The sequence below is a fragment of the Rhizobium beringeri genome, from assembly GCF_004306515.1.
Lineage (GTDB): Bacteria > Pseudomonadota > Alphaproteobacteria > Rhizobiales > Rhizobiaceae > Rhizobium > Rhizobium beringeri.
The window spans coordinates 4,264,863-4,285,025 of record NZ_SILG01000001.1; the positions used below are offsets into that span (position 1 = coordinate 4,264,863).

Consider the following 20,163-nt stretch of genomic DNA (forward strand, 5'->3'; position numbering starts at 1 on the left):
AAGGATAAAATTATGCAGCGATTCAAAGTGTTACAGCGTCCTTTGCGCGTCTGAAAGAGACGCGCGGCGCTGTAATATCAGGGCCGGTGCGTCACCGGCCCTCTTTCCGTCAGTTCGGTATAGGCGAGTGTCTGATCGAGATGCCGTGCTCGGAGCGACAGCAGCTTCTCGGCATAGTCGAGCCGTATCGCCGCATAGGCCGGATCCGCCGCGACATTGTCGAGCTCCATCGGATCATCGGCAAGATTGAAGAGCAGCGGCGGCAATGCGGTAAAATGCACATATTTGAACCGCGCGTCGCGGATCACCGCGAGATTGCATTCGTTGGACCGCAGCCGGAAATGCCGCTCGGCCTCGCCATACGCAATGTCTCGGAAATCGAATTCCCAGAATGCCGCGTCCCGCCAGCCCTGTCCGCTCCCACCCCTGACAAACGGCATGAGCGACCGGCCGTCGAGCCCGTTCTTCGCGTCGATGCCGAGCCTTTGGCAAAGTGTCGGAAAAATATCAGCAGCACTGGTGAATTTGTCGACGACCCCACCCGCAGCACTGCTTGCGGGATCGCGAATGACAAGCGGAATATGGTAGCTGCCGTCGAAGAAGCCGCCCTTGCCGAGCGTCCAGTGATCGCCCGCCATCTCGGCGTGGTCGGAGGTGAAGACAACAAGCGTATCGTCCCAGGCGCCCGCATCCTTGAGGGCCTGCCAGATACGGCCGAGCTGCGCATCGACCTCTGATATCATGCCGTAATAGATCGCCCGGATGGCAGCAAAGTCCTCACCGTTCCAGCCGCTGAGCCGCCCCGCTGCACCGTGGATGAAGTTGCCTTTGTCGGAGCGTGGCATGGCATAGGCGAGGTAGGGATGACTGTCCTGTTCGGCTTCGCAGTTTGCCGCGCGTGCAAAAACCGGTCCGTCCCCCGGCTTGAACATTCGGTTGAACGGCTCCGGCACGGAGAATGGCGGATGCGGACGCAAGAAGGAGACATGCGCGAACCACGGCCTGTCCTGTTCGCCCACCCAGCGAATGAACTCGCCGGCCAGGAAAGCCGTCTGGGTCTCGTCGCGCGCATAGGCTGGCGCCGCATTTGAAATTTCTCCTGCTTCCATGCCGACAGGAATATGGATATCACGGCTGACGGCATCGGCATGGCCGCGAGACCTGAGCCAGGAGAGCCACTGCCTTTCGTGCTCGGGCAGAAGCTGGCGGGCCGTAAAACCCGGCAGCACGCCTTCGTAGGTCGTCAGATGCGGATCGCCGGCATCCATCCCGCGCGGATCGGGCGCCGTATCCGTGTAGCCGAACAGCGTCGGGTCGTATCCCACCCGCCGGGCCGCCAGCGCCAGATTGTCGAAGCGAGCATCGAGCGGCGAACCGTTGCGGCAGACCCGGTGGTTCATTTGATAGAGACCGGTATAGAGCGTGGTCCGCGCCGGTGAGCAGGGTGCCGCGCCGGCATAGTGCCGCCGGAAGAGCGTGCCTTCCCGCGCCAGCGCATCGACACCCGGCGTCTTTACACAGGCATGACCGACAGCCGACAGGCAATCGCCGCGCCACTGATCCGCCGTGATCAGCAGGATGTTCGGCCGACGCGCTTTCTCGATGCTGGTTGGCTCAATGCTGGTTGGATTTTGCATGCCAGTCCCAGGCGGAGCGGATGATCTCAGACAGATCATACTGCGGTACCCAGCCGAGCACGTCGCGCGCCTTGTCGTTATTGGCGACCAGCGTATGCGAATCGCCTTCGCGCCGGCCGATATATTCGACCGGGAAAGGCAGGTTCGACACCTCCTCGATGGCGCCGAGCAATTCCTTGACCGTCGTGCCGGTGCCGGTTCCGAGGTTGAGCGCGACGGAATCACCGCCCTTCAGCAGATATTCGACGGCGCGTACATGCGCATCGGCAAGATCCAGCACGTGGATATAGTCGCGCACACAGGTGCCGTCGCGTGTCTCGTAATCGCTGCCGAACACCTTGAAACCCTGGCGGCGGCCGAGTGCCGCGTCGATCGCCAGGGGTATCGCATGCGTTTCCGGCTGGTGCCATTCGCCGATCCGGCCCTCGAAATCAGCGCCGGCCGCATTGAAATAGCGCAGCACCACCGAGCGCAGGCTCCTGTACTGATCGTAATCGGCAAGCGCCTGTTCGACGATATATTTCGTTCGCCCGTAGGGATTGATCGGCACCTGCCGATGCGTCTCGTCGAGCGGCACGCTCTGCGGCAGGCCGTAAGTGGCGCAGGTGGAGGAAAAGACGAAGGCGTTGATGCCGGCCGCTTGCGCCGCCGAAAGCAGCGTCAAAGTGCCGATCACATTGTTCTCGTAGAAGGAAACCGGATCCTTGACCGATTCGCCGACTTCGATCAGCGCCGCGAAATGCAGGATCGCCGCCGGCTTGTGCTTGGCCAGCACTTCATCCAGCCGGGCGCGATCGCGAATATCGCCTTCCTCGGCCGGCCCCCATTTGACGAACTCGCGATGACCGTTCGAAAAATTATCGAAGACGACAGGCGTATAGCCCTTGTTCGCCAGGTCGAGGCACGTATGCGAGCCGATATAGCCGGCGCCGCCGACGACAAGAACCGTTTCACCTGCCATGCACCACCCTTATTGTTCACGAGAGATGAGAGAAACCTAGACGAGATACACGTCAATAAAAAGAAGGAACTGCGATCGGCGTCAACAGACAATACGTCAAATGCCGATCCCCGCTCGACCGGGCGCGATCCGCCACCCGTGCATTTGTGCCGGATCAGGAAGAAACATGAATTATTCGCGTGATTTGCATAACGGCCCGATCTAAGGGGCTTGCACCACATGTGATGATCAACGGTCTGCAGCCATCAGGCAGGGAGAGCGCGAATGAGGAAGGCATTGGTCGTTTGGGGCGGCTGGCAAGGTCACGAACCGGAGCAATGTGCCGATATCGTCGCCGACCTCCTGCGCGAGGACGACTTTACCGTCGAGGTAACCGGCGATCTCGGCGTGTTCGGATCTCCGACGCTGGCGAAGGCCGATCTGCTGGTGCCAATCATTACCGGCGAAACGCTGGAAAAGCCTCATGCCGCTGCCCTGGTCGAAGCGGTGCGCGGCGGGCTAGGGCTTGCTGGCCATCACGGCGCACTCGCCACGTCCTTCAAGGAAAGCGCCCCTTTCCGTTATGTCTCCGGCGTCACCTGGGTCGCTCATCCCGGCAACATCATCGACTTCCGCGTCGCCGTCACCCGCCAGGACGATCCCGTCATGGAGGGCATTCCGGACTTCGACTATCGTTCGGAGCAATATTACCTCCATTATGATCCCACAGTCGAAATCCTTGCGACCACCACCTTCACCGGCGCCTACGATCCGGCAGCCCGCAATGTCGTGATGCCCGTCGTCTTCAAGCGCCATTTCGGTGCCGGTCGCATCTTCTATTCCGCCCTCGGCCATGTCGCAGCCGAATTCGACCATCCCTATATGCCGCTCATCCTGCGGCGGGGCCTGAGCTGGGCCGCTCGCCAGTAGCGTCAGGACGAGCCGCCTGGAGGGGAATGCCGACCGGCGGCGACAGCCGGGCGACGTCGGCCGCTAAAGAATGAGCATTTCAAGCTGGAGGGCAGCCTCGCCTGATCGGCCGACATGGGCCACCGCTTGCCGGCTGTCCGCCTGCGCCATAATTTGCCCGGATGCAGGATGGCTTCTCTTTCTTCCCCGCCACCGCCGACCGCCAGGCCGATATAGAAGCGGTCTTCGACGATTGCGCCGACGGCCGGAATTGTCGCTGCGCCTACTGGTATCTTCCCAATGCCGACTACAAGGCAGGATGGGGCGAGGGAAATCGCAATTGGTTCCGAAGCCTCGTCGCCGAACCGCGCCCGCCCGGCATTCTCGGCTATCACGAGAATGAACCGGCCGGATGGTGCGGTGTCGCGCCACGCGCCGTATTCGATCGGCTGCGCCGTTCAAAACCCTTTGCGCCGGTCGATGACAGGCCGGTCTGGTCGATCAATTGCTTCATCGTCCGCAAGCCGTTCCGGCGGCAGGGCCTGTCGCGATTGTTATTGAAACACGCCGTTGAATTCGCAAGCGCGAACGGCGCCGAATGTCTCGAAGCCTACCCTGTCGATCAGGCAGCCCGTGCTTCGAACGGAGCCGAGCTCTATCCGGGAACGCTATCGATGTTTCTGGATGCCGGTTTTGTCGAAGTGGCAAGACGCCTGCCGGCAAGACCTGTGGTCCGTCTGGAATGCCGCTGAATATTTCGGCACTCGGGGGAGTGGCCACACGGTCTAACGAGCCGCTTTGATCTGCCGGTCGTTCTCGACGGCGGGCGCCGCCTCGTCATAGATCCGCATCAGCCGCCCGGCTGCCTTCAGCTTCTCGATGAGATCGTTTCCATCTGGCGAGGCCTTCGTCAGCTCCAGCTGTTCGAACTCCCTCAGCGCCTGCGCCCAATGGCTTTCCCCACGCCCATCCGGCCTGCCTTCCGATTCCCATAGTGAATAAGCGCGCTGGCTGACCCAGGCGTCTTTATTATGACTCATAATCAACCCCAGCGAGAAATTTGGAAGCAATATTCGACAAGCAACAAGGTGCCAAAACCGACTTTAGGAGTCGTTACGAGGCAGCGTTAGTTTTTAGCTAATAGGGAGGCGCAGAGGATTATCCCGTGCACACATTACCGGACCTTGGCCTCGTACCGCCTGCAGGGTAGGGTCATCGCAGAAACGACAGCGATGACCGATGGCAGCCAAGACAACACTCAATGCGAAGAATCTTGAATCCCTTGGTGCGCAGCGCCTTGCCGAGCTGCTGGTCGAGATCAGCATGGGCAGTGCTGCCCACAAGCGACGGCTTCGAATGGAGCTTGCCGGCAATCACGGCAGCGCCGAGGTGGCGCGCGAGGTGCGAAAGCGGCTTGCCAGCATTGCCCGCGCTCGCACCCTCATCAACTGGCGCAAAGTGAAAACGCTGAAGAGCGACCTGGAAACGCAGCGCAAGACGATCACAGAGACGGTTGCCGCCGATGATCCCCAGGAGGCTTTCGAACTGATATGGCAGTTCCTCGCCCTGGCGAATTCGATCTTTGAGAGATCCAAGGAGAGCAGCGGTTCTGTCATCCAAAGTTTTCATCAGGCTTGCGCGGATGCTGCCGCAATCGCCGCGTCCGCCAGGATCGACTCCAATGTCCTGGCCGAGAAGGTGTTCAAAGCTGTGCAAGACGATGGTTACGGCCAGTATGACAAGCTGATTGCGGCGATGGCGCCAGCTCTCGGCAAGGATGGTCTCGATTGCTTGAAGACCCTCTTCGTCGAATGGTCCAAGGAGCCGAAAGACAAGCCGGCGGAGGACAAGCGCGAGATCATCGGCTGGGGCAGCGCAGGCCCCCTTTACGAAGATGAGATCTATGGCACTCAGCGCGATCTGACGGTGCGCATAGCCTTGCAGGAAATTGCCGACGCCCAGGGCGATGTTGATGCCTACATCGCTCAGCAATCCGAGAAAACGCGCAAGATGCCGATGATTGCGGCCGACATCGCCAATCGTCTGGTCTCGGGCGGCCGGGCGAAGGAAGCACTTGAAGTGCTGAGTAAGGTCGATTCGACAGGTCAGGCCGACATGCCATTCGAATGGCAGCTGGCGCGCGTCGAGACGCTCGAGGCCCTGGGGCGCGCAGAGGAGGCACAGACCTATAGATGGACATGTTTCGAACAGTCGCTGCATGGGGCGCACCTCAAGGCTTTCCTCAAGCGGCTGCCGGATTTCGACGATCTTGAGGCCGAGGAGAAGGCATTTGTCTATGTCCGGGCCTTTCCTGATATCCACCAGGCACTTGCGTTTTTTCTCAACTGGCCGGCGCTTACCGAGGCGGCAAAACTTGTAGTGAGCAGGAAGGCGGAACTGGATGGCAATCTCTATGAGCTGATGACGCTGGCGGCCGAAGCTCTGGCGGAGAAACATCCGCTCGCGGCAACCATTGTCTTGCGCTCCATGATCGATTTCGCGCTCGATAGCGGCCGGTCCGGCCGCTATAAGCATGCGGCGAGACATCTGGCGGACTGTGCATCCTTTGCGCCTCATATCGATGACTTTGGCAACACAAGCTCCCATGACGTCTATGTCGCGGAACTCCAACGTCGGCACGGCAAGAAGCATGGCTTCTGGAGCCTGGTGACCTAAGTCGCTTCAGATATCTCACCTTCGGAGGAATTCCATGACGACCACCGCCTGGCACGCCGATCCGCTGACCTGGGGCAAAGGAGCCCGCATCTTCGAAGCCTTTCTGGAGCCGACTTGCCCTTACTCGGTCAGAGCGTTCAACAAGCTCGACGAACTGCTTAACCAGGCGGGCGAAGACAAGATCACCGTGAAGATCCGCCTGCAGTCGCAACCTTGGCACATGTATTCCGGCGTCCTCGTCCGCTGCATCATCGCAGCCTCAACGCTGGAAGGCGGCAAGCAGACAGCAAGGAAAGTGATGGCTGCCATTGCCGCCCATCGCGAGGAGTTCGAGTTTGAACGCCATGCCGGCGGCCCAAATATGGATGTGACGCCGAACCAGATCATCGAGCGCCTGGAGGGCTACAGCGGCGTCAGGCTGAAGGAAGCCTTCGCCATCCCGGATCTCGACCGGGAGATCAAATGGCACTGCAAATATGCCCGGCAAAACGGCATCCACGTCTCGCCGACCTTCATGATCGACGGGCTGGTGCAGCCCGACATGAGCAGCGGCGACGAGGTTCGAGTCTGGGTGAAGAAGGCGCTGGGCAATTGACGCCAGTTAGGCCGGCGTCCAAAAATTACAAACGCTGATATGCCTCAGTTGTCCGACCTGGGAGATAGGAGACGTTTGTACCGGAGGCATGAGTAACACTTTCCGTTTTTGGCACTAATCTCTAGGCAATGAACCTTTGGGCGATTGGATAATGCGATGGCGCTACTACCGGCTGAACTGCGTTCCCCACGCCTTGCCGTCCTGATCGATGCCGACAACGCCTCTGCCAAGATCGCTGATGGTCTGTTCGAAGAGATCGCGAAGATTGGTGAGGCAAGCGTTCGCCGGATCTATGGCGACTTCGCAAGCGCGCGCTCGCAGGCCTGGACCAATGTGCTCGCAAAGCATGCGATCATTCCACAGCAGCAGTTTGCCTATACGACCGGCAAGAATGCCTCCGACATTACCCTCGTGATCGACGCGATGGATCTGCTGCACAGCGGACGCTTCGACGGCTTCTGCCTGGTTTCTTCGGACAGCGATTTCACGCGGCTTGCTGCGCGGATCCGCGAGCAGGGAGTCGATGTCTTTGGATTTGGTGAGCAAAAGACACCGGAAAGTTTTCGACAGGCCTGTCGTAGATTTATCTACACCGAAAACCTGCTGCCGACTGTCGCGTCAAATGGGGTCGAGCCCATCCAGGCGCCAACATCTCTCCGGCAACCGAGCGCCGCCACACCCATTATCAAGAAAGTTATCGCTCAGATGGAGAGTGAGGATGGATGGGTGCCGCTCGGTGCGGTTGGGGCACGGCTCGCAAATCTGGCGTCGGACTTTGATCCGAGAACATACGGTTTTCGCAAGCTTAGCGATCTGGTGCGGAAAACGAACGCTTTTGACGTCGATCAACTTGAGGGTAAACCATTGCGGATCCGGGTCAAACAGTCAGGCTCGAAGAAGAAGACCTAGCTCGTATGTCTTCGGTATGGGCAATGCAGCTTATGGCGGAGAGGGTGGGATTTGAACCCACGATACCCTTGCAGGTATGCCGCATTTCGAGTGCGGTGCATTCGACCACTCTGCCACCTCTCCGCGGTCTGGTCGGCGCTTGTTCGGCGCGGGCGTTCTCATAACGGGCAAATGACAGGCTGGCAAGCCGAAAAGTCGAAGCATTCCATCCTTTTGCCTTGACACCTTTTTGTCACTCGCGTATCTCGGCTGCGCAATAGGTTTGGAGAAATCCGCGCCTTGGCAATCCCGCGCTCGCGCGGGGCTTCACCGGCAGGAAGAGTTCGAGGATTAGACCTCTGAAATCCCTGCTTAACTTCGACTGATAAAAAGACAGCCACCTGCTGGATTAGCGGGGAGCGCTGGAACGAACATGAAAGGATAAAAAATGTTCGCAGTCATCAAGACCGGCGGTAAACAGTACCGTGTGGCGGCCAACGACGTGCTGACCATCGAAAAGCTGGAAGCCACCGCTGGCGACTCCATTGAATTCACCGAAGTGCTCGTGATCGGCGAAGGCGCCGACGCTGCGATCGGTGCGCCCTTCGTAACCGGCGCCTCTGTCAAGGCAGAAGTCGTCGAACAGAACCGCGGCAAGAAGGTCATCGCCTTCAAGAAGCGCCGTCGTCAGAATTCGAAGCGTTCGCGCGGCCATCGTCAGCATCACACGGTCGTCCGTATCACGGACATCGTGGCTGCCAAGTAAGATCAACGGGACAAGGTTTTAAAGGAGAACTCCAATGGCACACAAAAAAGCTGGCGGTTCATCGCGCAACGGTCGCGATTCTCAGTCCAAGCGCCTTGGCGTGAAGAAGTTCGGCGGCGAAGCCGTCATTGCAGGCAACATCATCGTGCGTCAGCGCGGTACTGAGTGGCATCCGGGTTCCAACGTCGGCCTCGGCAAGGATCACACGATTTTTGCGCTTACCGCCGGCAATGTGAACTACCGAACGAAGGCCAACGGTCGCGTCTACGTGTCTGTCATGCCGAAAGCGGAAGCAGCGGAATAAGCCGGTAGCGCTCAAAAACAGCCGGCGTCTCATCGACCCGGCTGGCCGTATCAGGTTCAGTCTAGAAAACAGGGGAGATGGGGCGCCATCTCCCCTTTTTCTTTACCCCTCAAGGAGGACTGAACCATGCAAGGCGAATTGTTAAGGGCAGACCAATCACGGTCTCCCCGGGAAGACCAGCGGTCTTCCGAAGAACGGCTGAGGCCGGAACGGTTAAGGACCGATTGCCCTGTCTTGTTATCGGAAAGGCTCGTCATGCGCGCGCCCCACGAAGAAGACATCGACGCCCTTGCCCATCTCGCCAACAACGCCAAAGTCGCCACCATGGTATCGCGTATGCCGCACCCTTATACCGCCAATGATGCTGCTGACTTCGTGCGTCGCACGAAAAATGGCGATATTGGCAAGTGCGTCTATGCGATCACCAAGGCCGAAAACGGCGCCTTTATCGGCTGCTGCGGCGTCGAGCCGCATGCGGACGGCAGAACCGTCGAGATCGGTTACTGGCTGGGCGAGCCCTATTGGAACAAGGGTTATACGACCGAGGCCTGCCATGCCCTGGTCGATATGGTGTTCAGAACCCGTCAGGACGTCGATCAGATCGATGCCCGTTGCCGGGTAATGAATGTCGCCTCGCGCCGCGTCATCCAGAAGTGCGGCTTCCAGTTCCAGGGATCGGGACTCGCCGCCTCGCTGGCGCTCGGCAGCAACGTGCCGGTCGAATGGTACAGGCTCGACCGCAAGACTTGGATGTCCCTCCGAAGCTGGGGGAACATCGCATGAGCACGACTGCGCTGCAAAGGCCTGAGGTCAAGCCGATGATGCCCGGCCCCGCGCCTGTCATCTCGACCGCCCGGCTGACGCTCCGCCCCCACAGGCTGAGCGATGCGCCTGCGATCGCGGAATCGCTCTCCGATTTCGCGGTCACGCGCATGCTGTCCCGCGTACCCGCGCCGTTCGACCGGCAGGATGCGCTGGACTGGCTGATCCCGGTCACCTCGGGCACCCTGCCCGACTGGCCGCTGGCGATCACCGATAAGGACGATGTCCATATCGGCAACGTCTCGATCGAGCTGCGCCACGGCCGCTGGCACCTCGGCTACTGGCTGAACCGCTATTACTGGCGGCGCGGCTATATGAGCGAGGCGGTGGCGGCCATCATCGAGCGCTTCTCGCGCCGCATGCCGGAGACGCCGATCCATTCTGGCGTCTTCGCCGACAACCCGGCTTCGCTGCGACTGCAGGAGAAGCTCGGTTTCCACATGACGGGTTGCGGCGAAATCTATTGTTTCGCCCGCAACACCATGGTGTCGCACATCGAAACCGTGCTGCAGCCGGGCATGCTGCAGCCGCGGAAGGTTGCCTGATCAAACTCGAGACGTCGCCGCACTGGCGGCGTCTCCATCAATCGCCGATCTCGACCCATAGAGGGAAATGGTCGGAACCGACGGACCGCGTGTCGATCCGGGCGGATTTCAATTGGCTCTGCAGGCCACAACTGACGAAACAATAATCGAGATGCATGCGTTTGCCGTGATCCTCAGGATCCATCCAGCTGTAGCTCCCCGGGCGATAGGCCTCGAGCGCCGCAAAGGCGTCCACCGGCGTGCCGATCCTCGCCACGCGGCCGTAGTATCCGCCGCCAGCCCCGGCAAGCGCGCAATATTCCGGCGATTCCCGCTCCAGGTTGAAATCGCCCATGATCACGTAATCCTCCGGCAGCGGCGGCTCCGGCAGATCGAATTCGCCACCCCCCGTCAGCGACCCACCCTCCTGGACGAAGGCATTGATACGCGCGTTCAAGAATTGCAGTTGGCGGATGCGCTCGTCGGCGGAGACATGGTCGAGATGTACGGAATAGACGCGGATCGCACCGCCGGGTGCGTCGATTACCGCCTCGGTTGCGGCGCGCTGCAGGTTGATCTTGCCGATCGTCCGGCTGCGCGGCAGAAGCAGCGTCCGGGTCGAGACGATCGGCCAGCGCGACAGCACCATGTTGCCGAACTGAAAACGGGTGCCCGGCACCGGCTGGAGCCCGCCTTTGGCCGCTTCGACATGCATGTCGCAGGCTGGCCCATACACCCAGAAATAGTCGGGAAAGAAGGCCGCAACATCGGCCACCATGTCGGCAAAACCGTTGCGGGAGAAGCCGCGAGTCACCTCCTGCAGCGCGATGACATCGGCTCCCTCGAGGCTCCGGGCAATGCGCGCCAGATCGTATCTGCCGTCGAGACCGAAGCCGTACTGTATGTTATAGCTCGCAAAATTCACGATAATCTTTGACCTCCGTCGGAACCGCCTATATCGAATGGGCCAAGACGGGCCGTCCAACTGCCACTGAATATTGGAAGTAAAATGAAATTTCTCGACGAAGCAAAGGTCTATATCAAGTCCGGGGACGGCGGCGGCGGCAGCGTTTCCTTCCGACGCGAGAAATTCATCGAGTTCGGCGGCCCGGATGGCGGTGATGGCGGACGCGGCGGCGACGTCTGGGTCGAGGCTGTCAACGGCCTGAACACGCTGATCGATTTCCGCTATCAGCAGCATTTCAAGGCGACGATCGGCACCCATGGCATGGGCAGGAACCGCACCGGCGCCAATGGAAGCGATGTGACGCTCAAGGTTCCCGTGGGCACCCAGATCTTCGAGGAAGATCAGGAAACGCTGATCTGCGACCTGACCGTCGAAGGCCAGCGTTACTGTCTCGCCCATGGCGGCAATGGCGGCTTCGGCAACGCCCATTTCAAGACTTCGGTCAATCAGGCGCCGGATTGGGCCAATCCCGGTCTGCCCGGCGAGGAAAAGACCATCTGGCTGCACCTGAAGCTGATTGCCGATGCCGGCCTCGTCGGCCTGCCCAATGCCGGCAAGTCGACCTTCCTGGCTGCCGTCACTCGCGCCCGGCCGAAGATCGCCAACTATCCCTTCACCACGCTGCATCCCAATCTCGGCGTCGCCACCATCGACGAACGCGAATTCATCCTCGCCGACATTCCGGGCCTGATCGAAGGCGCCCATGAAGGGGTCGGCATCGGCGACCGTTTCCTCGGCCATGTCGAGCGCACCCGCGTGCTGCTCCACCTCATCTCCGCCCAGGAGGAAAAGGTCGGCAAGGCGTATAAGACGGTGAAACACGAGCTCGAAGCCTACGGAAATGAGCTGACCGACAAGGCGGAGATCGTGGCGCTGTCGCAGATCGACGTGCTCGACGATGCCGAACTGAAGAAGAAGACCAAGGAATTGGCCAAGGCCTGCGGCAAGACGCCGTTCCAGATTTCGGCCGTCACCGGCAAGGGCATGACCGAGGTGCTGCGCGCACTCCGCGACATCATCGTCGAAGCCAATACCGAGGAGAAGCCGGCCAAGGTGCCGAAGCTTCGCCATCGCGACATGGTCGTCATCGATGAGGATAAGGGCGAGGACGATGACCAGCCGTAAGCCGCTTGGCCGCTACCGTCGCATCGTCATCAAGATCGGATCCGCGCTTCTGGTCGACCGCAAGGCCGGGCTGAAGAAGGCCTGGCTTGACGCCATGTGCGCCGATATCTCCGGCCTGAAGGCCAAGGGCATCGACGTGCTCGTCGTCTCCTCGGGCGCAATCGCGCTCGGCCGCTCGGTGCTCGACCTGCCCTCGGGGGCGCTGAAGCTGGAGGAAAGCCAGGCGGCGGCCGCCGTCGGCCAGATTGCGCTGGCACGCGCCTGGTCGGAAAGCCTGTCGCGCGACGAGATCGTCGCCGGGCAGATCCTGCTGACGCTCGGCGATACCGAGGAGCGCCGCCGCTATCTCAATGCGCGCGCCACCATCAATCAGCTCCTGAAGATCGGCGCCGTGCCGATCATCAACGAGAACGACACCGTCGCCACCAGCGAGATCCGTTATGGCGACAACGACCGCCTGGCCGCCCGTGTTGCGACGATGACCGGCGCCGATCTGCTCATCCTTCTCTCCGATATCGACGGCCTCTACACCGCGCCGCCGCATCTCGATGCGAACGCGACGTTCCTGGAAACGATTGCCGAAATCACCCCCGAGATCGAGGCGATGGCCGGAGGTGCGGCCTCCGAGCTTTCGCGCGGCGGCATGCGCACCAAGATCGATGCCGGCAAGATCGCGACGGCATCAGGCTGCGCCATGATCATCGCCTCCGGCAAGACCGACAATCCTCTGTCGGCGATCGAAAACGGCGCGCGTTCCTCCTGGTTCGCGCCATCGGGCACGCCCGTTACCGCCCGCAAAACCTGGATTGCCGGACAGCTGCAGCCGGCCGGCGAACTGCATGTCGATGACGGCGCCGTCGTTGCACTCGGGGCCGGCAAGAGCCTGCTTCCCGCCGGCGTACGCAGCATTTCCGGCCTCTTCAGCCGCGGCGATACGGTGGCGATCATCGGCCCGGCCGGCCGCGAGATCGCCCGCGGCCTGGTAAGCTACGATGCCGACGACGCCCGTCGGATTGCCGGCCGCAAGTCGGCGGAGATCGAGGCCATCCTCGGTTATGCCGGACGCGCCGCCATGGTCCATCGCGACGACATGGTGATGACCGCGCAGATCGGTTCGAAATCGGAAAGGCAGAAGAAGGACGCGAGCTATGCTTGATACCGTTGCGCCAAGCCCTGACATTGACGTGCTGATGAACGACATCGGCCGCAAGGCAAGGGCTGCCGCACGACCGCTGAGCTTTGCGTCCACTGAGGCCAAGAACAGCGCGCTGAACGCCATGGCCGATGCGATCCTGGCGAACAAGGCGCATATTCTTGCCGAGAACGCCAAGGACCTGAAGGACATCGAAGGCACCGAGATGCTCGCTTCCTTCGTCGACCGGCTGACGCTGAACGACAAGCGCGTCGCCGAAATGGCCGAGGGAATCCGCGCCATCGCCGCCCTTGCCGATCCGGTCGGCGAAGTCATCGCTGCCTGGGACCGGCCGAACGGGCTGAAGATCGAGCGCGTCCGCACACCGCTCGGCGTCATCGGCGTGATCTTCGAAAGCCGGCCGAACGTCACCGCGGATGCCGGCGCCCTCTGCCTCAAGGCGGGCAATGCCGTCATCCTGCGTTGCGGCTCGGATTCGCGCCGTTCATCGCAGGCTATCCATGCCTGCCTGGTCGAGGGCCTGAAGACGGCGGGACTTCCAGAGCATGCTATCCAGCTCGTGCCGGTCACCGACCGCGCCGCCGTTGGCGCCATGCTGCGTGGCCTTGACGGCGCGATCGACGTCATCGTGCCGCGCGGCGGCAAGAGCCTGGTTGCTCGCGTGCAGAGCGAGGCCCGCGTGCCGGTTTTTGCCCATCTCGAAGGCCTTTGCCACATCTATGTCGATGCCTCGGCCGATATCGAAATGGCGAAAAAGATCGTCGTCAACGCCAAGATGCGTCGCACCGGCATCTGCGGCGCGGCCGAAACCCTGCTCGTCGATGGTGCCGCGATCGGCACGCATCTGACGCCGCTGCTCGAGGTTCTGACGGAGGCCGGCTGCGAAATCCGTGCTTCGGCAACGGTGCTGAAGGTCGCACCCGGCATGAAGCCCGCGACCGAAGAGGACTGGTCGACCGAATATCTCGACGCGATCATTTCGGTCGCCGTCGTCGACGGCATATCGGGCGCCATCGCCCATATCCAGACATATTCCTCCAACCACACCGAGGCGGTCATCGCCGAGGACCCTGACGTCGTCGCGCGCTTCTTCACCGAAGTCGATTCGGCGATCCTGCTGCACAACGCCTCGACGCAGTTTGCCGATGGCGGCGAGTTCGGCATGGGTGCGGAAATCGGCATCGCCACCGGCAAGATGCATGCCCGTGGCCCCGTCGGTGTCGAACAGCTCACCTCTTTTAAATATCGGGTGCACGGTGCCGGACAGACGCGGCCCTGAGGTGACGACCGAGAATGTGGACCGGCATTATCTCCGCATGCCGCACAGCGAGCGCGGCATGGTCGTCGGTCTGTTCGGCGGTTCGTTCAATCCGCCGCATCAGGGCCATGCGCTCGTTGCTGAAATCGCCATCAAGCGGCTCGGCCTCGACCAACTCTGGTGGATGGTCACACCCGGCAATCCGCTGAAGAGCCGCAACCAGCTTGCCCCGCTTGCCGAGCGCATTGCCGAAAGCGAGCGTGTTGCCCCCGATCCCCGCATCAAGGTCACCGCCTTCGAACAGGCGTTCGGCGTCAGCTACACCGCCAACACGCTTGCCCGCGTCAAGGCGCGCAATCCGCATGTGCATTTCATCTGGATCATGGGCGCCGACAGCCTGCAGACCTTTCACAAATGGCAGAAATGGCAGGAGATTGCCCGCACTTTCCCGATCGCGGTGATCGATCGGCCGGGCGCGACGCTTTCTTTCCTGTCCTCAAAAATGGCCAGGACTTTCGATTTCGCCCGTGTCGATGAGGATGATGCCCGTGTTCTCTGGAAGAAGCGTGCGCCGGCCTGGACCTTCATCCACGGACCGCGCTCCGGCCTGAGTTCGACGGCAATCCGCAACGGCTCGTCGCACGGCGACGCCGAATAGAGCGCCGCGCGCCCAGCAAGACGCATGCGCCAGCCTGATTTCAGAATATCCCGAAAACGAGAAAGCCCGACGGGGGAGGAGATCCGTCGGGCTTATAAACTCGATCGACAACTGGGAGGAGGAGTGTTGTCGACCCTATCGAACGGCTATGGGAGGAGGAGAAGCCGTGTCGATGAGTATGTTTTATCATATTCGACAAAAAGGTGAATATCGATTGGTGCATTGCAGCAATGCATCGGATGCAAATCTCGAGGTGAATTTGGCTTCCCCATTGCCGTTTTTATTAGCAAAAATTAAGGAACCAGTTCCGGTCGCCGGGAGTCCTTGCGGTTTGCAAACTGACTCCCAGGTATTTTCGCCCTGCTGATCTCACTTTCGGCGGAAGCCATGCACCTCACGAATGCGCGAACATTGCGCCGCTGCGAACGCGAGCGCCCGATGCGGTTATATTTTCTTGGATATATCCCTAGCCAAAGCGTACGGCCCGTTATATTCGTCGCAATATTTCGAACTCTGGGGAACAAATCATGCAAAACCGCCGCCAATGGATGAAACTGGCAACCGCTGCGATCTCGGCCCTCTGGCTTGGCGCGACAGCGCTTTCGACGCCTGCCGGCGCAGCCGAAAAGCTCACCGTCTTTGCGGCGGCGAGCCTCAAGGATGCGCTCGACGCCGCCAATGCCGCCTGGACAAAGGAAAGCGGCAAGGACGCCGTCGTCTCCTATGCGGCGAGCGGCGCGCTGGCCAAGCAGATCGAAAACGCGGCACCTGCCGATATCTTCATCTCGGCCGACCTCGACTGGATGGACTATGTCGCCAAGAAGAACCTGATCAAGGCCGATACCCGTTCCAACCTGCTCGGCAACAAGATTGTGCTCGTGGCGGAAAAGGACAAGGCAAAACCCGTCGAGATCAAGCAAGGCTTCAATCTCGCCGGACTTCTGGGTGACGGCAAGCTTGCCATGGGTGAGCCAAAATCCGTTCCGGCCGGCAAATACGGTATGGCGGCGCTCGAAAAGCTCGGCGTCTGGAAATCGGTCGAAACCAAGGTCGCCGGCGCCGAAAGCGTGCGCGCCGCCCTTGCCCTCGTCGCGCGTGGCGAAGCGCCTTATGGCATCGTCTATCAGACGGATGCCGCGGCCGATAAGGGTGTCGCCATCGTCGGCACATTCCCCGCCGATTCCCACCCGCCGATCATCTATCCGATCGCAATCCTCGCCGAGAGCAAGAACCCGGATGCATCAGCCTATCTCGACTTCCTGAAATCCGACAAGGCCGCCGCCTTCTTCACGGCCCAGGGTTTCACCATCCTGAAATAATCGAGGCCTGAAATGATCTGGGCCTCAAGGGATTGAAGGGCTGAAATGATTGCGGAATCGTCGGCCGCAGCTTAGCGTGGAGGCACGCCTCGGCGAGCCTTCGATTTTCCAGGGAGACCGCTGCATTTGGATATGTTGGGCTTGAGCAATGAGGAATGGACGGCGATCCTGCTCAGCCTGCGCGTCTCGATTGTCGCCATGCTGGCGAGCCTGCCCTTCGGCATCCTCGTCGCCCTCCTACTTGCCCGCGGCCGCTTCTGGGGCAAATCGGTGCTGAATGGCGTCGTTCATCTGCCATTGATCCTGCCTCCGGTCGTCACCGGTTTTCTTCTCCTCATCCTGTTCGGCCGCCGCGGTCCGATCGGCAGCCTGCTCGACCAGTATTTCGGCATTGTTCTCTCCTTCCGCTGGACGGGTGCTGCGCTGGCTGGCGCCGTCATGGCCTTTCCGCTGATGGTGCGTAGCATCCGCCTGTCGCTCGAGGCGGTCGACCGCAAGCTGGAAGAGGCGGCCGGAACGCTCGGCGCCGGCCCTGTCTGGGTCTTCCTGACGATCACCCTGCCGCTGACCCTGCCCGGCATCATCGCCGGCATGATCCTTTCTTTTGCCAAGGCGATGGGCGAATTCGGCGCGACGATCACGTTCGTTTCCAACATTCCCGGCGAAACCCAGACGCTGTCGTCGGCGATCTACACCTTCACCCAGGTGCCGGGCGGCGATGCCGGTGCGCTCCGCCTGACGCTCGTCGCCGTCGTCATTTCCATGACCGCCCTGCTCGCCTCCGAATTCCTCGCCCGTCTCGCCGGCCGGAGGATCGACCTGGAATGACGCTGATCGTCGAGGCAAAACAGAGGCTCGGCGCCTTTTCGCTCGATGCCGCCTTCACCTCCGAGCGCGGCGTTACCGCGCTGTTCGGCCGCTCCGGCTCCGGCAAGACCTCGATGATCCGCATCATCGCCGGCCTCGCCCACCCGGACGAAGGCCGCGTCGTTCTCGACGGCGAGCCCCTGACCGAAACCGAAACCGGCATCTTCGTCCCGAAACATCGCCGCCGCTTCGGTTATGTCTTCCAGGAGGCCCGGCTTTTCCCGCATCTCAGCATTCGCGCCAATCTCTCCTATGGCCGCTGGTTCGCGGCGAAAACGGAACACGGCGAGAGCTTCGACCGCATCGTCGACCTGCTCGGCATCGAGACGCTGCTGGAGCGCAGCCCCTCGAAACTCTCAGGCGGCGAGAAGCAGCGCGTCGCCATCGGCCGCGCGCTTCTCTCCTCGCCCCGCCTGCTGTTGATGGACGAGCCGCTCGCCGCCCTCGATGATGCGCGCAAGGCCGAGATCCTGCCTTATCTCCAGCGATTGCGCGACGAAACCGACATCCCGATCGTCTATGTCAGCCATTCGATCGCCGAGGTGGCGCGGCTGGCAAACCAGGTCGTCGTCATGCGCGACGGCAAGGTGGAAGCGACAGGCCCCGCTATCGACATATTGAGCCGCCCCTCCGCTGCCTCCGACCGGCGCGAGGCGGGCGCACTGCTGGAAGGCACGGTGGAAAGCTTCGATGCGCGTCACCGTCTATCGACAGTCGCGCTGAAATCCTGTCGGCTCCATATTCCGGGCGCGGCCCTTGCGCCCGGCAAATCGGTCCGCATCCGCATTCCCTCCCGCGATGTCATGCTGGCGACCGCAAGGCCCGAGGGGCTTAGCGCGCTGAATATCCTGGAAGCAAGGATAGAAGCGATGTCGTCGACCGAGGACGGAACGGTGGAAATCCGGCTCGATTGCGGCGGCGATATCATTCTTTCCCGGATCACGACACTGTCCTGCGAGCGTCTGGATCTTCGACCGGGAAGAGCGGTCTTCGCCGTCATCAAGACAGTTGCCCTGGAGGCTTGATCAGCTGCGCTCGCCCTGCTGCAGGTTGCGCTTGCCCTCGAGCCAGGCGAGATCTTCGGCAAGGCTCGTGCGCATCGTCCTTTCCATCCGGCGGAAACGCGCGAGCAATTCCTCACCGAACGGCGTCAGCGCCGCACCGCCGCCCTTCTGCCCGCCGCGCTGCGATTCCACCACCTGTTCGTTAAACATCCGGTTCATCTCGCTGACCAGCAACCATGCCCGCCGATAGGACATGTCCATCGCCCGCCCCGCCGCCGAGATCGATCCAGTCTGGCGGATATGCTCCAGCAGTTCCATCTTGCCATGGCCGAGGCGATCCTCATCCGGGAAGCTGATTCGCAGGACGGGCACGAGTGTTTTTGCGGCTGAGTCGGTCATTCAATCCAGAGATCGTGGAATTTGCCGCACTTTACGCTGCGGCATGGAAACTGTACACCGCCCGCACGAGGCCGCCCCGAGCAGTCAAATACTTCAATTCGAACGGCAGATCGGATTTTCGACCGTTCCGTACCTTAGCATGTCTTGAAACATTAATGGTTTGATGCCTATCTTAACCATGATCCGGTCTCGATCGGATCTGTGTTGTGCATAGTTTGTCATTCCAGGAAAGGGAAAGCACTGACAACAGTACACGCCAAGGGAAAAACGCTCGCCGTTATCCCGAAGAGTGCGGAACGTGGCGCCGATGCCGCCGCCCGTGCCCTAGAAACCGTCCTCGCCAGCCTCGAGGACTCCAAAGCTGAAGATATCGTCACTATCGACATTGCCGGAAAATCGGCGCTGGGAGACTACATGATCGTCGTCTCCGGCCGTTCGAACAGGCATGTCATGGCGATCTCCGATCATCTGCTCACCGATCTTAAGGACGACGGCCTCGGTACGGCCCGCGTCGAAGGTCAGGAAGGCGGCGATTGGGTCCTGATCGACACCGGTGACATTATCGTGCACGTGTTCCGTCCCGAAATCCGCGAGTTCTACAACATCGAAAAGATGTGGGCGGCTCCGGATATGGATGAAGAAACACGGCACTGACAGGCGTGCCGGCATCTTGTCCGGCGCCTGAGACGTGGCATTGGCTGGCCGGAAAACATCACAAGCCGGCCGGTGGCGTAGTGCGCGCCCGATGTGCCGCATGAGCGGGAGCGGATGAATGCGAATAGGTCTTTTTGCGGTGGGACGGCTGAAGTCCGGCCCCGAAAAGGATCTTGCCGCCCGTTATTTCGACCGTTTCGCCAAGGCCGGCCCTGCCGTCGGCCTCGAATTGACCCGCATTGCCGAAGTTGCCGAAAGCCGTGCCTCCAATGCGGAGACCCGCAAGCGCGAAGAGGCGGCGATGCTTCTGAAATCACTTGCCGATGGCAGCATCCTCATTCTTCTCGATGAACGCGGCAAGGCGCTTGACAGCGAAGCCTTCGCTAACCTGCTCGGCTCCTATCGCGACCAGGGCAAACGCGAGCTGACCATCGCGATCGGCGGTGCCGACGGCCTTGATCCCTCGCTTTACGACCGTGCCGACGCCACGCTGTGCCTGGGCAAGATGACCTGGCCGCACCAGCTCGTGCGCACGCTGATCGCCGAGCAGCTCTATCGTGCCGTCACCATCCTGTCCGGCCACCCTTATCACCGCGTCTGATGCCGCGTCGGCCTGATGTGTCGGCAATGCGTCGGCCAATGCGTCGCAATGTCACGCAGCCGTGTTTGCCTGACGCTCCGTTCTCCTGCAAACGTTA

23 protein-coding genes and 1 tRNA gene are annotated in these 20,163 nt (G+C 61.0%); 18 read left to right on the top strand and 6 right to left on the bottom strand.

Annotated features, from left to right (window positions below):
* Positions 1-77 precede the first annotated feature (77 nt).
* Both ELH03_RS21205 and galE read right to left on the bottom strand, forming a co-directional pair.
* The gene (locus ELH03_RS21205; protein WP_128410392.1) at positions 78-1,637 is read right to left on the bottom strand and encodes an alkaline phosphatase family protein; all 1,560 of its coding nucleotides are present in this window, start codon (positions 1,635-1,637) and stop codon (positions 78-80) included.
* Positions 1,615-2,598: a UDP-glucose 4-epimerase GalE gene (gene galE, locus ELH03_RS21210; protein ID WP_018448352.1), complete on the bottom strand. Its 984-nt coding sequence runs from the start codon at positions 2,596-2,598 to the stop codon at positions 1,615-1,617. Before galE ends, ELH03_RS21205 begins: the two co-directional genes overlap by 23 nt.
* A gap of 264 nt (positions 2,599-2,862) precedes the next feature.
* Here galE and ELH03_RS21215 point away from each other — a divergent pair, with 264 nt between their 5' ends.
* Both ELH03_RS21215 and ELH03_RS21220 read left to right on the top strand, forming a co-directional pair.
* A complete protein-coding gene (locus ELH03_RS21215) occupies positions 2,863-3,507 on the top strand; it encodes a ThuA domain-containing protein (RefSeq protein ID WP_018448353.1) in 645 nt (214 codons plus the stop codon).
* 161 nt (positions 3,508-3,668) lie between these two features.
* Complete coding sequence (locus ELH03_RS21220) at positions 3,669-4,238, top strand: GNAT family N-acetyltransferase (protein WP_018448354.1); 570 nt, start codon at positions 3,669-3,671, stop codon at positions 4,236-4,238.
* 33 nt (positions 4,239-4,271) lie between these two features.
* On the opposite strand, the gene ELH03_RS21225 is transcribed toward ELH03_RS21220, so the two are convergent.
* Positions 4,272-4,526 (bottom strand): DUF2934 domain-containing protein, encoded by a 255-nt coding sequence (locus ELH03_RS21225; RefSeq protein WP_018448355.1) that lies wholly within the window; start codon positions 4,524-4,526, stop codon positions 4,272-4,274.
* Between the two features lie 199 nt (positions 4,527-4,725).
* On the opposite strand from ELH03_RS21225, the gene ELH03_RS21230 reads away from it, so the two are divergent.
* The 3 genes from ELH03_RS21230 (at position 4,726) to ELH03_RS21240 (ending at position 7,666) form a co-directional block, all read left to right on the top strand.
* Positions 4,726-6,162: a DUF6880 family protein gene (locus tag ELH03_RS21230; RefSeq protein WP_018448356.1), complete on the top strand. Its 1,437-nt coding sequence runs from the start codon at positions 4,726-4,728 to the stop codon at positions 6,160-6,162.
* Between the two features lie 34 nt (positions 6,163-6,196).
* Entirely contained in the window at positions 6,197-6,757 is a 561-nt protein-coding gene (locus ELH03_RS21235; RefSeq protein ID WP_018448357.1) for a DsbA family protein, read from the top strand.
* A 156-nt stretch (positions 6,758-6,913) separates the two neighbouring features.
* A complete protein-coding gene (locus ELH03_RS21240; RefSeq protein WP_018448358.1) occupies positions 6,914-7,666 on the top strand; it encodes an NYN domain-containing protein in 753 nt (250 codons plus the stop codon).
* Positions 7,667-7,699: 33 nt separating this feature from the next.
* Here the strand turns inward: ELH03_RS21240 and ELH03_RS21245 are convergent.
* Positions 7,700-7,789: transfer RNA gene (locus tag ELH03_RS21245), tRNA-Ser, on the bottom strand.
* Between the two features lie 304 nt (positions 7,790-8,093).
* Between ELH03_RS21245 and rplU the strand changes: the two genes are divergently transcribed.
* From rplU to ELH03_RS21265, 4 genes are all read left to right on the top strand, one after another.
* A complete protein-coding gene (gene rplU / locus ELH03_RS21250; protein WP_003543907.1) occupies positions 8,094-8,411 on the top strand; it encodes a 50S ribosomal protein L21 in 318 nt (105 codons plus the stop codon).
* A 34-nt stretch (positions 8,412-8,445) separates the two neighbouring features.
* Entirely contained in the window at positions 8,446-8,715 is a 270-nt protein-coding gene (gene rpmA / locus ELH03_RS21255) for a 50S ribosomal protein L27 (protein WP_003543909.1), read from the top strand.
* Between the two features lie 126 nt (positions 8,716-8,841).
* A complete protein-coding gene (locus tag ELH03_RS21260; protein WP_026230979.1) occupies positions 8,842-9,498 on the top strand; it encodes a GNAT family N-acetyltransferase in 657 nt (218 codons plus the stop codon).
* On the top strand, positions 9,495-10,082 hold the full coding sequence (locus ELH03_RS21265) for a GNAT family N-acetyltransferase (RefSeq protein WP_018448360.1): 588 nt from the start codon (positions 9,495-9,497) through the stop codon (positions 10,080-10,082). The genes ELH03_RS21260 and ELH03_RS21265 overlap by 4 nt, the downstream gene beginning before the upstream one ends.
* Before the next feature lie 37 nt (positions 10,083-10,119).
* Here the strand turns inward: ELH03_RS21265 and ELH03_RS21270 are convergent, their stop codons facing one another.
* Positions 10,120-10,986, bottom strand: coding sequence for an endonuclease/exonuclease/phosphatase family protein (locus ELH03_RS21270; RefSeq protein WP_130766607.1), 867 nt, complete (start codon positions 10,984-10,986; stop codon positions 10,120-10,122).
* A gap of 84 nt (positions 10,987-11,070) precedes the next feature.
* On the opposite strand from ELH03_RS21270, the gene obgE reads away from it, so the two are divergent.
* The 7 genes from obgE (at position 11,071) to modC (ending at position 18,433) form a co-directional block, all read left to right on the top strand.
* Positions 11,071-12,153 (top strand): GTPase ObgE, encoded by a 1,083-nt coding sequence (obgE, locus tag ELH03_RS21275; protein WP_018448362.1) that lies wholly within the window; start codon positions 11,071-11,073, stop codon positions 12,151-12,153.
* Positions 12,140-13,309, top strand: a complete 1,170-nt coding sequence (gene proB / locus ELH03_RS21280) for a glutamate 5-kinase (RefSeq protein WP_018448363.1) — start codon at positions 12,140-12,142, stop codon at positions 13,307-13,309. Before obgE ends, proB begins: the two co-directional genes overlap by 14 nt.
* The gene (locus ELH03_RS21285) at positions 13,302-14,585 is read left to right on the top strand and encodes a glutamate-5-semialdehyde dehydrogenase (RefSeq protein WP_128400642.1); all 1,284 of its coding nucleotides are present in this window, start codon (positions 13,302-13,304) and stop codon (positions 14,583-14,585) included. Before proB ends, ELH03_RS21285 begins: the two co-directional genes overlap by 8 nt.
* A 37-nt stretch (positions 14,586-14,622) precedes the next feature.
* Entirely contained in the window at positions 14,623-15,222 is a 600-nt protein-coding gene (locus ELH03_RS21290; protein WP_233942491.1) for a nicotinate-nucleotide adenylyltransferase, read from the top strand.
* A gap of 527 nt (positions 15,223-15,749) precedes the next feature.
* Positions 15,750-16,541, top strand: coding sequence for a molybdate ABC transporter substrate-binding protein (gene modA, locus ELH03_RS21295; protein WP_130766608.1), 792 nt, complete (start codon positions 15,750-15,752; stop codon positions 16,539-16,541).
* A gap of 126 nt (positions 16,542-16,667) precedes the next feature.
* Complete coding sequence (modB, locus tag ELH03_RS21300) at positions 16,668-17,369, top strand: molybdate ABC transporter permease subunit (protein WP_130766609.1); 702 nt, start codon at positions 16,668-16,670, stop codon at positions 17,367-17,369.
* The gene (gene modC, locus ELH03_RS21305; RefSeq protein ID WP_128400637.1) at positions 17,366-18,433 is read left to right on the top strand and encodes a molybdenum ABC transporter ATP-binding protein; all 1,068 of its coding nucleotides are present in this window, start codon (positions 17,366-17,368) and stop codon (positions 18,431-18,433) included. Before modB ends, modC begins: the two co-directional genes overlap by 4 nt.
* On the opposite strand, the gene ELH03_RS21310 is transcribed toward modC, so the two are convergent.
* Positions 18,434-18,811 carry a winged helix-turn-helix domain-containing protein gene (locus ELH03_RS21310; RefSeq protein ID WP_130766610.1) on the bottom strand — a complete coding sequence of 126 codons (378 nt, stop codon included), beginning with the start codon at positions 18,809-18,811 and terminating at the stop codon, positions 18,434-18,436.
* Positions 18,812-19,021: 210 nt separating this feature from the next.
* On the opposite strand from ELH03_RS21310, the gene rsfS reads away from it, so the two are divergent.
* Both rsfS and rlmH read left to right on the top strand, forming a co-directional pair.
* Positions 19,022-19,465, top strand: coding sequence for a ribosome silencing factor (gene rsfS / locus ELH03_RS21315; protein WP_032984631.1), 444 nt, complete (start codon positions 19,022-19,024; stop codon positions 19,463-19,465).
* 118 nt (positions 19,466-19,583) lie between these two features.
* On the top strand, positions 19,584-20,066 hold the full coding sequence (rlmH, locus tag ELH03_RS21320) for a 23S rRNA (pseudouridine(1915)-N(3))-methyltransferase RlmH (RefSeq protein WP_128400635.1): 483 nt from the start codon (positions 19,584-19,586) through the stop codon (positions 20,064-20,066).
* The last annotated feature ends 97 nt before the right edge of the window (positions 20,067-20,163 follow it).